12 protein-coding genes are annotated in these 15,504 nt (G+C 60.3%); 2 read left to right on the top strand and 10 right to left on the bottom strand.

Translation table 11 applies throughout. The features are described from left to right. Positions 1-25: 25 nt before the first annotated feature. From ACP39K_RS11360 to ACP39K_RS11340, 5 genes are read right to left on the bottom strand one after another with little or no spacing between them, the layout of a single operon-like run. Positions 26-778, bottom strand: coding sequence for a fimbrial biogenesis chaperone (locus ACP39K_RS11360; RefSeq protein WP_497008493.1), 753 nt, complete (start codon positions 776-778; stop codon positions 26-28). Further along, on the bottom strand, positions 775-2,115 hold the full coding sequence (locus tag ACP39K_RS11355; RefSeq protein WP_497008492.1) for a fimbrial protein: 1,341 nt from the start codon (positions 2,113-2,115) through the stop codon (positions 775-777). The genes ACP39K_RS11360 and ACP39K_RS11355 overlap by 4 nt, the downstream gene beginning before the upstream one ends. A 27-nt stretch (positions 2,116-2,142) precedes the next feature. After that, positions 2,143-4,674, bottom strand: a complete 2,532-nt coding sequence (locus tag ACP39K_RS11350) for a fimbria/pilus outer membrane usher protein (RefSeq protein ID WP_048795212.1) — start codon at positions 4,672-4,674, stop codon at positions 2,143-2,145. Positions 4,675-4,694: 20 nt separating this feature from the next. Continuing rightward, a complete protein-coding gene (locus ACP39K_RS11345) occupies positions 4,695-5,447 on the bottom strand; it encodes a fimbrial biogenesis chaperone (protein ID WP_497008491.1) in 753 nt (250 codons plus the stop codon). Positions 5,448-5,506: 59 nt separating this feature from the next. After that, positions 5,507-6,040, bottom strand: a complete 534-nt coding sequence (locus ACP39K_RS11340; protein WP_033640638.1) for a fimbrial protein — start codon at positions 6,038-6,040, stop codon at positions 5,507-5,509. A gap of 375 nt (positions 6,041-6,415) precedes the next feature. Between ACP39K_RS11340 and ACP39K_RS11335 the strand changes: the two genes are divergently transcribed. After that, a complete protein-coding gene (locus tag ACP39K_RS11335; RefSeq protein ID WP_228988403.1) occupies positions 6,416-7,099 on the top strand; it encodes a helix-turn-helix transcriptional regulator in 684 nt (227 codons plus the stop codon). A gap of 7 nt (positions 7,100-7,106) precedes the next feature. Here ACP39K_RS11335 and ACP39K_RS11330 read toward each other — a convergent pair whose 3' ends face one another. Further along, positions 7,107-7,325, bottom strand: coding sequence for a hypothetical protein (locus ACP39K_RS11330; protein ID WP_261267256.1), 219 nt, complete (start codon positions 7,323-7,325; stop codon positions 7,107-7,109). A 119-nt stretch (positions 7,326-7,444) separates the two neighbouring features. On the opposite strand from ACP39K_RS11330, the gene ACP39K_RS11325 reads away from it, so the two are divergent. Next, complete coding sequence (locus ACP39K_RS11325) at positions 7,445-7,777, top strand: tautomerase family protein (RefSeq protein WP_261267257.1); 333 nt, start codon at positions 7,445-7,447, stop codon at positions 7,775-7,777. A 54-nt stretch (positions 7,778-7,831) separates the two neighbouring features. Here the strand turns inward: ACP39K_RS11325 and ACP39K_RS11320 are convergent, their stop codons facing one another. From ACP39K_RS11320 to ychF, 4 genes are all read right to left on the bottom strand, one after another. Next, positions 7,832-11,158 carry an efflux RND transporter permease subunit gene (locus ACP39K_RS11320; RefSeq protein WP_497008490.1) on the bottom strand — a complete coding sequence of 1,109 codons (3,327 nt, stop codon included), beginning with the start codon at positions 11,156-11,158 and terminating at the stop codon, positions 7,832-7,834. A gap of 10 nt (positions 11,159-11,168) precedes the next feature. Beyond that, positions 11,169-12,335 (bottom strand): efflux RND transporter periplasmic adaptor subunit, encoded by a 1,167-nt coding sequence (locus ACP39K_RS11315; protein WP_232065829.1) that lies wholly within the window; start codon positions 12,333-12,335, stop codon positions 11,169-11,171. A 916-nt stretch (positions 12,336-13,251) separates the two neighbouring features. Further along, positions 13,252-13,836 (bottom strand): TetR/AcrR family transcriptional regulator, encoded by a 585-nt coding sequence (locus tag ACP39K_RS11310; protein ID WP_060444381.1) that lies wholly within the window; start codon positions 13,834-13,836, stop codon positions 13,252-13,254. 296 nt (positions 13,837-14,132) lie between these two features. Continuing rightward, entirely contained in the window at positions 14,133-15,224 is a 1,092-nt protein-coding gene (gene ychF, locus ACP39K_RS11305) for a redox-regulated ATPase YchF (RefSeq protein ID WP_004941048.1), read from the bottom strand. Positions 15,225-15,504 lie beyond the last annotated feature (280 nt).

Here is a 15,504-nt window from a genome sequence, read left to right as displayed (position 1 = left end):
TTAAAAAATGTGCTGCTTTTTATCGTTATGGGTTTGCTGTGTATGACTTGACGATCTGTTGGCCCTGGTCGTTGATGAGGGTGGCCTGAACGGTGATCTGAGAGGGGAGTTCCGACGCTGCAACGTCGTCCAGGTGATAATCTCGCGTGCTTAATGGCGCGGTCATCATGTCGCTTTCTTGCCGCACCGGGGCATCGCGCCTGTCGGTTTGCACGGCAATGCGAGCGAACGAGAGATAAAACGCCGACCGGTTGTGACAGCGCAGCAGATAGCCGCCCGGTGATTTTTGCAGCGTGAACGAAACGGCCTCGGCCGCGTTGTCGGCGTTTCCCTTCAGCGCGCTGGGCCGGTAGAAGATTTTCATCTGCGTGTTCATCGCCAGCGTCACGCTCGACGCCAGCGGCGGCGTGGCCGGCCGGCTGGGCGGGATCTCATACAGGTTAAGCCAGAACACCGACTCCCTGTCGGCGGGCAGGCTCGCGCCGGCAAACAGGATCCGCAGCCCTTTCAGCGCCGAAGGCTGCAGGGCGAATACGCTGGGCAGGGTGACAAACGGCGCGCGGGACAGTTCGGGGGCGGCGTTGACGTCACCGTTATCGACCCAGGTTTGCGCCACGATCGGATAGCCGTTGGTGTTGAGCAGCATCAGGGTTTTTTCCGTCTCGCCCTCGTGAAAGATCACCCGCGTGGCGGAGGCGATGATGCCCGCCTGCGCGCCGATGGAAGCCAGCGCCAGCAGCAGGGCGCATCCCATAATCAGGCATTTCTTTCTCATCATTGCACCTTAACCCAGACGTAGGCCCTGGCGTCCACCTTGCCGGCGGTGACGGTTTGGCCAGGCAGCCGGGCGAGCGTGGCGGTGAGCTGGGTGGTGTAGTGGGTAAACCCCGCCGCGGTGCTGCCGCCGCCGCTGGCGCCGTTGAGTACCGGATACCAGCCGGCGTCGTTGCCCTGCGGGCATTGCCCGGCGCTGCAGCGCGCCCAGCCGACAAAGTTCATTGGCGCGCCGTTGCTGGCGTTGGCGAGCGCGATGCCCACGCCGGTAGCGACGCTGCTGTCGGTGCCGTAGCCGCTGGAGAGCAGGTAACTCACGCCGCCGTTGGCGCTGACCAACCCGAGTCGCTGCGCCGCGACATAGCTTTCATACGGCACCTGCAGGCCGAGGGCGGTATTGTTGCTGCTGACGCCGGACACGGCGGCGTTGTCACATTCGATATTGAGGGTGAACTGCGCCTGTGAGGTTTGCCCGGCGGTCAACTGGCTGACGGAGAGGGTCGGCAGGATCACCAGCGGCGTGACGTTGCGCGCCACGCAGGTGGCGGTATAGGTCAGCGAAGAGATCGGTGCGGTGCCCATGCCCATCGCATTCCAGCGCCCGGTGCCCCAGGTGGCGTAGTTGGTGGCGGAGTCGCTGCCGATAGGATCCGAGGCGATGCCGGGCCCCTGAAAGGTGACATAGCCGTTCGGCTGCGTGCAGGTATAGTTCGAATTGCCGGTGGTCGACGCCATGCCCACCAGCGGGTTGCCGGCGCTGTAGCCGCAGTAGTTGCTGGCGCCCGCGCCCGGCAGCGAGCTGATGCGGATCAGATCGGCGCGGATGGCGCTGAAGTCTTTCACCCGGATCTGGATTTTGTTGCCGACGGTGGCGTAGCGGGTAATCGGCGCCGACTGCCAGTAACGGGTAAAAACCTTGCCGGAATCCAGGTGGGTCAAACGGATGCCGACGTAAGGGAAGTAGGTGGCGTAATAGTTGGGGTTGCCGTCCCTGGCACCCAGATCGTTATAGCCGCCGACGCGATCGTCGCCGTTGGTGGCGAAGACTTCATAAATTTGCCCGACATCGCCGGCATCGCATTCATACAGCACCTTATTGGGATCGGGATAGCGGGTGCCGGAGGTCAGATCGAACACGCTGGTGCCGAGCGGCGTGCCGACGGGCTGCAGATAGGTGCTGGTCAGGTTGACCCGACCCAGCGCCGTGCCCACCCCGCAAGGATCGCAGCCGGAGTCGATCCAGGGGGCGACCCGCGTGCATTGCGCCAGCGCCGCGGGCGCGCCGAACAGCGACAGGGCGAACAGCGCCGGGGCGGCGACCAGATAAGAAATGCGTTTCATCGTCTCTCCTGAGATAAGTTAAACGGGCTAGCGGCACGGGGCGCTGAGCCGTTGGATCGGGCTGTCTTCCGCGACGGGCAGGCGGTAATGCAGCGTGCACTGCTGACCGGGCGCGTCGCCCCAGTTCAGCGTCAGCACACCGGCATTCCGGTCGCTGCGCAGATACACCTGATTGGCCTGGCCGACCATGCCCACGCTGTTGCCCGCTTTGTCCAATACGGTGGCGCCCATCGGGATCGGCGCGTTATCGGGCCGCTGCGCGGTGATCAGCAGCGCCTGGCCGCGCACGGTGTTGAAGCGCAGGCGCACCGTGGCGCCTGCGTACGGCGCCACGCGCCGCTGGCCGTCTTCCAGTTCCGCTTTGTCATTCATACCCTCGGGGTTCAGCGCGACGGTGTTGTAGTGATAGGGCACCAGCGCCGGCGCCAGCGCATAGCCGAAGCGATCGACACGCGCGCCCTGGCCGTCCATCACCTGCGCGCCGCTGGCGCCGGGCGCCTCGATCAGGGCGAAGGTGTCACCGACATACGGCCCTAATGTCACGCCGCCGCGGTGCGCCACCACCGCGCCCTGCAGCGACAGTGAGCCTTGTCGATACTGGCGCGCGGTGGAGAACGAGCCGGTGACGTTGGCGTAGGGCAGGCGGGTTTGCAGGTTGCCGCCCCAGATGCTTTGTTGGCGATCGTCGTCGGTGGTGAAGTTCAGGCCGTAGCTGACTGGCTGCTCGTCACCGACGCTGCCCGACAGCGCAGCCTGATAGTTGCCGCCCTGACCCTGGCTGTGGTTGGCCAGCAGCGAGACGCTGGGGGCGGATGACGAACGCCCGAGCGGGAAGCTCAGCGACAGGGCGGTGACGGTCTGCGTGTTCTGCGCCAACGGCGCGCTGTAGACGTTGTCCAGCGGCCCGTAGCCGCGGTAGTCGCCGTTGCCGTAGCCCAGGCTGCGGGTGCGGGTGACGGAGAGGTTAAGTGCCACGCCGTTGCCGAAGGTTTTCCCCCAGCCCAACTGGAGCTGATTATCGCGGCCGCGCTGATCGCGGTAGTCCTGGGTCGAGCCGGACATCGTCAGGCTGCCGAACGCGCCCATGCCCTGATTGACGGCCACCTCGAAACGCGAACGCTGGCGGTAGGAGTCGGACTGCCAGCGTTGGCCGGTGACGGCGGCGCGCCGCACGCCGAGCACGTCGCTGAGATCGCGGAAACCTTCGGTGGAGTAGCGGTAGCCGGCGATGGATAAGGTGGTGTCCGTCGGGCTGAAGGTTCGGCTGTAAGAGAGATGCAGCATCCAGCCTGAGGCGCCGCCGTCCGGCAGGCTGGCGTGGGAATAGGTGGTGTCCATGCCGAAGGCGCCCAGTTCGTTGCTGTACACGCCGCCCAGCATCATCGCCTGATAGCCGTCCGCCAGCTGGTTGCCGAGGTTGAAGGTCAGGGCGTTGGTCAGGCCGTGCTGCCAGGTCACTTCGCTGAACAGATCGTTGTCGCCGACGTAGCGGGAACGGCCGACAATGGCGGAGTAGCGAGACTGGCCGGGGCGGATGGATTCCGGCACTGCGGCGAACGGCACGGTGAAGGTGCTGACGCTGCCGTCGGCTTCGGTCACCACTACGGTCAGATCGCCGGCGTAGTTGGTGGCGTACAGATCGTTGATGGCGAACGGCCCCGGCGCAACGGTGGTTTCGTACAGCGTGCTTTTGCCCTGCAGCACCGTCACGCGCGCGTTGCTTTTCGCCACGCCGCGCACCACCGGCGCATAGCCGCGCTGTGAATCCGGCAGCATGCGATCGTCCGAACTGAGCTGAATGCCGCGAAAGCCCAGGCCAGAGAAGAAGTGCCCGTCGGTAAAGCCTTCGCCCAACAGCATTTCGCTGCGCCAGGGCAGGATCGCGCGCTGCACGTAGCGGCGGCTGGTGTCCAGGTGACCGCCGAACTCCCGATCGTAGCGGTAGCTGGACTGCTGACGGTAGCGCCATAGCCCGAGGTTGAACCCGCCGTTCAGGTTGGCGTAGGTCGAATCGAGGTCGCGGGTTTGCCCCTGCCGGTAGCTGACGTGGTACTGGTTGAGGTTGTAATTGACGAAGGCCATCGATTCGCCGCTGTCCAGGCTGGCGGGGTTGACGCTGCCGCGCGGCTGGCCGTTCAACAGCGCCTGCGGAATGCTCAGATCCAGCCGTAGCCGCGAGATATCGGCATTCACCGCGATGTCTTTGAGATCCCGGCCGGGCAGCAGGCATTCCGCCTCGGCCGCCGGCGGATTCTTCAGCCCGAAGCGTGTCAGCTGCGGCCGATCGAAACAGGGCAGCACCTGCTTGTCTGCGCGCACGAAGCGAATTTGGTCGCGTTCGAGAAACTGGCCGTTGAGGTACAGATCGATCTGATAGCTGCCGGGGGCGACGGCGTCCTGTTGGTTGAACTGGCTCAGGGCGCTGTTGCTTAGCACGCTGCCGCGCAGCAGCGCGGGATCGAAGGTATAGCCGTCGGCGGCGGCGCAGCCCAGCGGCAGCGCCAGCAGCGCGCAGCACCAGCGCGCGGGCAGCGGCGTCGCCTTGCGGACATCGAACATGAAAACCTCCCTGTCTGGTTTCAGCGCGCGACGTTCAGGGTGCGCGTGATTTCCACCCCATAGTCATTGATGACGCGCAGCGCGACCTGCCGCACTTCCCCGTTCACCGACCAGCTGGCCTGCGAAAACGGCGGGATCAGATCCGCCTGCGGGATCACGGTGCGTTTCGCGCCGCTCAGGATCGCGGCCTGGCTGATGTTGGCGTAGTAGCCGGTCGGGTTGTCGATGCGCAGCGCGTTGCCGACCTGGCGCAGGCTGAGCCGATCGATGACGTGGTTGGCGTCGCCGGCCAGCCCGGCGGGGCGATAGAACACCTTCAGCCGATTGGTGACCACCAGCAGCAGTTTGTTCTTGTCGCTGTCCGTCTGACGCACGGCGGGCACCTGCAGGAAGTTGAGGTAGAACAGCGATTCGCGATCGCGCGCCAGCGGCTGGCCGACGAACGACAGCCGCACCATTTGCCCGCTGTGCGGGGCCATGCGGAAGATTTGCGGCGAGGCGACAAAGGGCGCATCGGCGTTTTCCGGCGTGGACTGCGGGTTATTGATGTCGAGCCAGATCTGCATCAGCGCCGGGGCGCCGTCGTCATTGGTGAACTGCAGCGTTTTTTCCCGCGCCTCGGCGGGGTAGATCACGCGGTTGCCGAGCAGCGTTACGCTGGCCAAGGCGTGGGTGGCGGCAAAACTCATTAGGCAAAGCGACAGGGCGGCCCATCGGCGGGCGGAGCGGGTTATCTGCGGCATAAACGTGAACCGATAAAGGGAGCGAGTCATTCAGCGCCGCCCGCTAAGGAACGGCGCTGGCATCAACAGGTATGGCGCCTGACGCCGGCTTATTTGTAGCTAATGGCGAACTGGGCGGTGGCGATCACCGAACCGGCCGCCACGCCGGTGTCTTCCGCGTAGTAGCGGGCCACCAGGTTCTGTGAGGTGGAGGTGGCGTCCTTCGCCAGCGTCATCGCGGAGGTGGTGACGGTCGAACCGCTGGCGAATGACAGCGGCGTGGTGGCGTCGCTGTCCAGCAGTTGAATGGACACCTTGGCCGCATCGCCCGCGTTGCCCAGGTTGCCGTTAGTGGTCGGGTTGTTGCCCGCCAGCACGGTTTTGATCGCCGTATCGCTGGTCGCCGCGGCGCAGCCCGTCACGTTAACGGTAAAGGTGGTGTCGCCGGCGGTGGCGCCTTTGGCGGCGAGTTTGCTGGCGGCGACGGTCGGCAGCAACACGACCGGGTTGGATTGGTTGCCGTTAATATTCACCGAACAGGTTTGCGTGCTGACTTCGCCTTTGAATTGCACGGTATTGGATGAGGCGGCCGCACAGGCGCCGGAGAGAGCCAGCATGGATAATGCGACTAATTTAACATTCATGTGAAATGCCCTTTAATTAACTTTAGAGAAAAGCTTTCCTGACAGTAATAAATTACTGACGTGCGTTTGTTGATTAATCATGTTGCGCAATTGTTTTTTAAACGCGTCGGCAAACATGGATTTTCATCCTAACAAACTAAGAATTTTCCCTATAGGTGTTTTCCACATGGTAATAAGGTGATGGTGTGGGTTGTTACATTTATTTTCATTTTCCCTTATATCATACAAAATGGAAAATAGATCTATATCATTGCGTTGCATTTTTATTGGGTTGTCAGTTTTTACTTAAGAAATAATTTGAAACATTCATGCCTTTTTTGCGTATTAATCAACGTGCTGACTGTTGCGTGATTATTTGAAAAACATGTTATCAAGATGTTTTATATCGGTGTGCTTTGCAAACGAATTACCCCAAAAAAGAACAGCGACAAGCTGCCTAAGGTGTGGAAGCATGTTTTCATGCTGATAAGGAGAATTAAAGTGAGAGTGATTTATATCGACGGTTCGTCGTTGTGCCGGTTAGGTATGAAAACATTATTGGGCGGTGGGGTGATAACCTTATCTGCGCCTAATATTAACATCGTTAAAAATATAAGCCCGGCGCCTGATTTAATTATCATGGATTTTCCCCATGAAATCTATCGGTTCGAAGCCTATTTGAGGTTTGTTGACCTTTGCCGCGCTGAATATAAAGACGTCCGGATACTGTTCTTCGTCGATAAGACTTCGCCGCTGATCCTGGCATTTATCGCGGCGGCGCGGCCGGATGCGATTTTGCACAAACGGGAAGCGCTGCAGGTGGTGCGGGAAACCTGCGCGGCGCTAGTCCGCCGTGAAGCGGCGGGCGAACGGCGCGTGGTGAACCGGCATCGGGCGGCGGCGATCACGCCTGGCGAGGCGGCGGTGCTGTGTGAAACCGCCCGCACCGAAGATATCCGCCAGACCGCGCGGCGGCTGAATTTGCACCCGAAAACCGTTTATTCGCACCTCAACAATGCCGGCAAGAAGTTCGGCATCCGTAATCGGGTGGAACTGCTGAAGATGATTGCGCTGTTGTAGCGCGCCGTTAACGGGCCTGGCCGACGGCCAGCCGCCATCGCGTGATCTCATCGGCGCCGGGCTCGGCCGCCAGCGCCAGGTTTTGCGGCGGCAGCGATTCGCCGGTCACGGCATCTACCACGGGCAAGGTAGCGGGGTGGCCGGTCGCGCGGTCAACTACGCGCAGCGGCGGCCCGGCCAGCTCGGACAGATTCCATTTGTCGCCAATCTGAATCATCGCCATCACCAGCAACCCGAGATCCTTTCCCTTCTCCGTCGGCAGATACTCGCAGCGATCGGGGCGCGTCGGGTATTGCCGCTAAACGCGCGATCGCACAGAAGGCCTCCGCCCTATATCAGGACTTCTTGCCGCGTTTTTACGTCAACGTGTTTTTTCACGCGCTGCCGCCAGGGTCGGCCTATCTCGGCGGCGAGCCGGCCGATGACTTCGTGCGGGTGACCATCGATCATATCGCCCGCGCCATGGACAACGACGCAGAGCAGCAGCAATTCCTGGCAGCCTGCACCCGCATCCTGCAACCCGACATCGCCGCCCGCGGGCTGTGTCGGGAACTGCACGCCGACGAAACGCCGTTCTCGCTGTGGACCATTGACGAATTGAAACCGCCTGCGCCGGGGCCTTCGGCGGGGGAGAGGTGGCGCAGCGAGAATCGGCCCTCGGCGTGGGAGGGAAGTTGATGGGGGCGCGGCGGCGGTAAAACGCTATTCGCCACCGCGAACCGTCATCAGCGCTTAGCCTTTTCGCTTAAAGACCTTCTGCCGCAGCCAGTGTTTGATCTGGCCCCAATACTCTTTGCCCAGCAGGGCGATGGCAATGACAAACAAGGTTTCACCGACCACGACAAGCGTAGAGACAACGACAATCTTGTAGGGAATGTCGAGGAACGGAATGACAGGAAATGCCAGCCAATACAGCAAAACCACGGTAAGCATGGCAAACCCGGCTTTTTTCCTCCCGCTCAGGTTCTTGCTGCGTGCCAGTAGGCTGGGCAACTTGCGCAGCCAGTTTTCGAGATCGTCAATCAGGGTATAAACGACAGGGATAACCAGCAGGCTCAGCACGGTGGAGGTGATCAATCCTCCGATGACAGCCACCGCCATCGGGCTGCGGAAGCTGGGATCGGCACTGCCGAAACCCAGAGCCACGGGCAACATGCCCGCCCCCATCGCTAACGTCGTCATGATGACGGGGCGGGAACGTTTGTGGCAGGCATCAATCAGCGCCTCTGTCCGGCTCATGGGTTTATTGAGCACTTCGCCATTCGGGCCGTAATGGCCGCGCCGTGACTCGATCGCATAATCGACCAGCAGGATCGAGTTTTTGGTCGCAATCCCCATCAACATGATTAACCCGATCAGGGATGACATCGAGAAAGACTGGCCCGCCAGCAGTAACCCAACGAATGCGCCGCCCAATGACAGCGGGAGCGCGGCCAGAATGGTGATCGGTTGGAAGAAGTCTTTGAACAGCAGAACCAGCACGATATAGATGGCCAGGATGCCGGCGACCATTGCCGTACCGAAACCGGAAAACAGCTCCTTCATCATTTCGTCATCACCCTGCACAACCTGGTGCACGCCGGTCGGCAGATTCTGGATTGACGGCAGCTTCGCCACCTGAGCGGCCAGATCCCCGAGCTGGGTGCCCGACAGTTCCACGTCAAGGGTCACGCTGCGTGTGCGATTGATGCGATTAATCTGCGCCGGCCCACTGCCTTGCTCGATATTGACGATCTGATTGAGCAGCACCGGGCCTCTGGCGCCTGGTACGGTCAAACGTTCAAGTACCCCCATATCTTCACGGATGTCCTTTGACAGCTTGACGGCGATCGGGATCTGGCGCTGCTCCACGTTGAATTTTGACAGAAACTGATCGTAGTCACCCACGGTTGCGATACGCAAGGTATCGGCAATCGCGACGCCCGATACCCCCAGATCGGCCGCTTTGGCGAAATTGGGCTGCAAGAGGACTTCGCTGCGCGCCAGCCCGGCGCTGGAGGCAATATTGCCGAGGCCGGGGATCTGCCGCAGGTCACTTAATACGGCATCGGCCGCCTTTGCCAGCAGCTGAGGATCATCGCCGGCCAGCACCAATTGGTATTTCTCACCTGAGCCGCCAAACCCCACCTTGCTGCGCACGCCCGGAAGCGCTGCCATTGCCGTGCGTATCTCGCCTTCGATGACCTGTTTCTTCGGGCGCTCGTTACGCGCATCCAACAACACCGTCAGCGTTGCCATGCGAACATCGGTTTTTCCGTCGGAAGCCATGACATCGCCGCCCGTTGCGCCGCCACCGATGGTGGTATAGATGTTGCGGATATGCGGGATGGGGGCCAGGCGATGCCGAGCGCGTTCGGCCACTGCCTGGGTTTGTTCCAGCGTGCTCCCCGGCGGCAGTTCCAACGTCACCTGCGTCTGGGAGTTGTCATCTGCAGGGAAAAAGCCCTGGGGCAGCAGAGGGATAAGCATCAGAGAGCCGATAAAGAACCCGCCGGCCAGCGCCAGGGTGAGCCCGCGGTGCCGCAGCGTCCACCGACAGGCGCGCAGGTAGAGCGCCATCCAGAAAGGATCGCGCTGAGGGCGCGTATGCGGCTTCATCAGGTAGGCGGCCATCATCGGCGTCAGCAAGCGCGCCACAACCAGCGAGGCAAACACCGCCAGCGCCGCCGTCCATCCAAACTGCGTGAAGAATCTTCCGGCAACGCCGGACATGAAGGCCGTCGGCAGGAAAACGGCGATCAAGGCAAATGTCGTGGCGACGACGGCCAGGCCGATTTCCGATGCGGCATCCATCGCGGCCTGGTACGGCGGTTTGCCCATGCCGATGTGGCGTTCGATGTTCTCCACTTCGACGATGGCATCATCCACCAACAGGCCAATCACCAGCGATAGCGCCAGCAGCGTGACGATACTGAGCGAGAAGCCCATCATGTCCATACCGATGAAGGCCGGTAAAATCGACAGGGGCAACGCCGCCGCCGAGATCAACGTCGCTCGGATATCGCGCAGAAACATGAAGACCACCAGGATGGCGAGAATGGCGCCTTCATAAATCATGTGCATGGAGGCGTCGAACTCCTCCTGCACAGGCCGGACAAAGTCGAAGACCTGCGTGACGTGCAAATCAGGCCGCTCCGCACGCAATTGCGCCAGAACTTTTTCAACCTTGTCGCCGACCTCGACTTCACCGGCGCCTTTGGCGCGCGTGATCTCAAAGCCAACCACCTTCTGGCCGTTGAGGAGCGCAAGTGAACTGCGTTCTGCAATGGTGTCTTTCAGCGTCGCCACGTCGTCCAGGCGAAAACGTTGCCCGCCGGGCAACGACAGTTCGACTGCGGCTAATTCATCCACGTTCTTGACGCGGGCGACCAAACGCAGCGGCTGTTTTCCCCGCCCCAGATCGACTCGCCCGCCCGTCGCGTCCATCTGTACATCGCGCAACTGGCGGGAAACCTCGGCGGCGGTGGCGCCAATCGCCTCCAGTTTGACCGGATCGAGTTCGACTTGGATCTCGCGGTTCACGCCGCCCACACGGGTGACCGACCCTACGCCGGCGACGCCTCTCAGACGCCGCGACAGGGTATTGTCCACAAACCAGGACAGCTCATTCTCATCCATCTTGCTGGCGCTGATGGAAAAGGCCAGGACAGGTTTGCCCGTGATGTTGAGCTTGCGAACGATAGGATCACGCAAATCCGTCGGCAATTCGGTGCGAATGCTTTGCACGGCTGAGCGGACTTCATCCACCGCTTCCTGAACGGGTTTTTCCAGACGAAACTCCGCTGAGATATCGACCAGTCCATCCTGGATCGTGGTGCGCAGGTTCTTCAAACCCTGTACCGAAGAGACGGTGTCCTCCAGCTTGCGCGCCACCTCCGTTTCGAGCTGGGGCGGCGCAGCGCCCGGAAGCGAAGCTGATACGGTGACCGTGGGCACATCCATGTCCGGGAAGCTCTGGATCTTCATCAATTTGAAAGAATAAAAGCCGGCAACGCTCAAGATGACAAAGAGCAAGATGGACGGAATAGGGTTGCGAATGGACCAGGTTGAGATATTCATAATGGGCCTCTTAGCGCGGATCCGATGAGTTGGAAGCCTCGGCCGTGTTGGCCAACTGGACTTTATCGCCCTCATTGAGGAACACGCCGCCGCTGGCGACGATGCGTTCCGCGCCTTGAAGACCGGACAGGATCTCCTGCTGGTCATTCACCAGACGGCCTACCGCGACTTTAAGCGGATGTGCATGCAGCTCGTCATCTACGGTGAACACCAGGTGAAAACCGTCGCGCGCCACGACGGCGGATTGCGGCACGGTCAGCCCTTGCCGATCGCCTACCGTAATCGTACCGCTGGCATACGTGCCGGGCCGAATCGGCGAGGCATTCTTCGCGGTTGATGGGAGGATGTCCACATAGGCAATTCCGCGGCGCGAGGTCGAATTGACCGTCGGTGCCGCCAGGCGCACGATGCCTTCCCAGGTGTTACCGCCAGGTGAAGCGATCTGCGCTTTTTGCCCCGGTTGGATTTGTTCCAGCTGCTGCGCCGACAATTCCGCTCGCCATTCAAATTTTCCCTGGCGGATCAGGCGGAACATTTCGGTGCTTTGCATAGGAACTGAACCGACCGCGGCCGATCGCGCGGAAATGATGCCGTCATCGGGGGCGCGCAATATCGTCTGGTCTAGTCGCAACTGCTGGGCCGCCATCCGCGCTTTCGCCGATTCCAGACGCGCCTGTGCCGTCTTTTCCTGGGTTAACAGCTTTTGGATATCCTGTTCGCTCAGGCTGCCGACACCGCGCAACAACCGCGCTCGTTTTCCATCCGCTTGCGCATTCAACGCGACCGCTTTCGCTTCGTTGAGATCGGCTTTCGCCAGCAGCCAGTCATTCATCACGGAATCGCGTGTAAATTCCGCCAGAGGTTGGCCCTGGCGCACCACATCCCCTTCCTGCACCAACAGTTTTTGCACGCGCAGTCCATTAGCCTCCGGGCTGATGATCGCCTCTTGCCAGGCCGCAATCGAACCATTGGCCGTGATGGTGCGGGAAAGGGATTGTCTTGCCGGCGTCGTCAGGGCCACGGTCAGCGTCGGTTTATCTGCCGGTGGGGCAACCTTGTCCGCCGGCGCATCGCAGGCCGATAAGGCGGCGGCAATCGGTATCATCAGCGCGGTTGTACGAAGTGTCTGTAAAGACCAAAAGCGGGGGCGCGTGTTTTGAGCTATCAGTTGTGTCATCGGGAGAACCCATAAGGTAATTATTTGTCGGACCAGTCGCCAACGGCGCGGCGATGTATTGTTCTGTATTGAATTTCAAACGAATCCGGTGCTGTTCTGCTGCGGTTCAGCCTGGCGTTGGAGCACTGTTCGCTCTGACGAAGTGAACAAACGCCGTATCCACTTCCGCACGGTCGATCGCACGCGGTTATGATGCTCATGCGGTTCAGCCCGCCAATCCGCTGCGCTTTCGCCGGGATCGGTATCCACGCGCGATAAATCCAACATCAAGGAAACGGAATTCCTGGTGGTGTGGCGTTTGCTTCCGTTTCCATCGGCAGCGGTCTTGCCACGCTCGGCGACGTCCCCACGCAGAGGGGAGGACGTTCGACGCGGGGGCGTTTGTCTCGCCCGTTCGGGGGATTCAGGCAATGGCGCGCTTTGGAGAGAGAACGCGTGTTGTCGCCGGCAGGTGCGTGATGCGTAATAGAGGGCCGCAGCCTCTGCCGCAACCAGTTTGCGAGCGTCATTCCATAACGCTTGAACGCACTCCAAATTTGCACGCGCAACCGGCGTTTTTGCTCCGCGCTCATTCTCCTCGTGACTGGGCTTGCCAGCCGGAGTGCGCAAGCGCCGGGCGCCTGATTCATTTCGGGCGGAGGGCCATGCATTCCACACAGGCACGTGTGCCGAGTCAGGCAGGGAGGCTCGCCATGTTGCTGGAACATGCTGGGTTCCTGACAGACGGTCTGATGCAGGCGAGGTTACGCACCCGCAGAGGATCAAAGACACGTTGAGAATAAAAGAAACGATTGTGAGTCGGCGGAGCCTTGGACAGGCCCGTCTCCGCAGCATTTTTAGTTTTGAAACGGGTGGCATGATTGTCGTGTCTTTTTAATGCGTGAGCACATACTCATTATTTAATTAAAAAAAGAAGCTAGATGGCTGTATGAGCGCCAGGAAGCTCAATGGCCCGCACCATGGCTTCATAACCTGCGCGTTTGTAAATATCCAACAGGTGCGGTTTTTGAACGGCCATATCGATAACGCCATTGGCCATTACCGTGCAGATCATGCCCTGAAACTCGCTCGACTGCGGTAAATCCAGCCCTTGAACCAATGGAATACCCAGCTGGGAAATATCACCGAACCGTACGCTTCTTTCCCTCTGTGCAGGGGATAACTTGCCGGAGACCATCAATTTGTTCCCTGTCGCATACGCGGCGGGATTGGCGAGCGCCCAATCAATGTAGGCATCCCAGGCGAGCTGCATTTGATCTTTACCCGGCAAAACGCCCTGCAAGCTTTGCGTCAGCAGGCGCTCCATTTCATCAAGCAGGTAGTCGCAGACTGCGCTCAGCAGTACGTCCTTATTTTCAAAGTAGCGGAACAGCGTGCCTTCCGAGACGCCGGCTTTCCTGGCGATGGCCGATGTGGGCGCCGCTAATCCTTGTTCGGCAAAAATGTCGGTGGCGGCCTGCAAGAGCGCCTGCTGCTTTTCTTCACTGCGGGGACGGGCCACGGTGAGGCTCCTTTAATAAGTGAGTAAATACTCATTATAAAGACGCAAGGGAAGATGACAAGCTTTTTCCTGTAGGACAAGGGATCAACACGAGAGCCGTTTTTCGTGCTGTGATGCGGATAATGCCGTCATGACGGGCGCAATGAAATGTACGGCGAGATCGTTCTGTGGGAAACATGAGACCGTGATGCTCTGTGTCCAGACCGTCAAAACACAGAACCGAGAAACAAAAAATCCACGCCGAAGCGTGGATTTTTCCGTTTCCGGCAGCGGAGAGAAACGCTGCGGGGAAGGGGTTAGACGTTGAACAAGAAGTTCATCACGTCGCCGTCTTTGACGATGTAGTCTTTACCTTCGGAGCGCATTTTGCCGGCTTCCTTGGCGCCTTGCTCACCCTTGTAGGTGATGAAGTCGTCAAAGGCGATGGTTTGCGCGCGGATAAAGCCTTTCTCGAAGTCGGTGTGGATCTTGCCGGCCGCCTGCGGAGCGGTGGCGCCGACCGGGATGGTCCAGGCGCGCACTTCTTTCACGCCGGCGGTGAAGTAGGTCTGCAGGTTCAGCAGCTCGTAACCGGCGCGGATCACGCGGTTCAGGCCCGGCTCTTCCAGACCCAGCTCGGCCATGAATTCGTCGCGCTCTTCGTCTTCCAGCTCGGCAATGTCGGATTCCACGGCGGCGCACACGGCGACCACCACGGAGCCTTCGGCGTCGGCGATTTTACGCACGGTGTCCAGGTACGGGTTGTTCTCGAAGCCGTCTTCGTTGACGTTGGCGATGTACATGGTCGGCTTCAGCGTCAGGAAGCTCAGGTATTTGATCGCCGCCTTGTCTTCCGCGGTCAGATCCAGCGCGCGCAGCATGCCTGCGTTTTCCAGGTGCGGCAGGCATTTCTCCAGCGCCGCCAGCTCGGCCTTGGCGTCTTTGTCGCCGCCTTTGGCTTTCTTCTGCACGCGGTGGATGGCGCGCTCGCAGGTGTCCAGGTCAGACAGCGCCAGCTCGGTGTTGATGACGTCGATGTCTTCGGCCGGATCGACCTTGTTGTTGACGTGGATGATGTTGTCGTTCTCGAAGCAGCGCACCACGTGGCCGATGGCTTCGGTTTCGCGGATGTTGGTCAGGAACTGGTTGCCCAGGCCTTCACCCTTGGACGCGCCTTTCACCAGGCCGGCGATGTCGACGAATTCCATGGTGGTCGGCAGAATGCGCTGCGGCTTGACGATCTCGGCCAGCTTATCCAGACGCGGATCGGGCATCGGCACCACACCGGTGTTCGGTTCAATGGTGCAGAACGGGAAGTTGGCTGCTTCAATGCCCGCTTTGGTCAACGCGTTGAACAGGGTGGATTTGCCTACGTTAGGCAGGCCGACGATACCGCATTTGAATCCCATGTTGTAATCACCTTAAATATCTTAACTATCAGCTGGTTAGGTTTAACCGACTGCATAAAGGGCAAAATAATGCCGCCATTATACACGTAATGGGCGTTTATCTCGATCAGACTTGCTTGGCGGGGGTGAGCGCAGCGCGGGCGACCGGTTTTTGATTGAGATTTGGATCACATTTACCCATACTGGCCGTTCCGATTAACCGACAGGAAACGCGCCGGATGTATTTCTTGCCTACGCCACCCTGAGCTGTGCCCGCCTGCACTCTGCCGCGCCTTGCGGT

This window comes from Serratia sp. EC4 (genome assembly GCF_059652115.1).
This window is presented reverse-complemented; position numbering and strand designations above follow the sequence as displayed.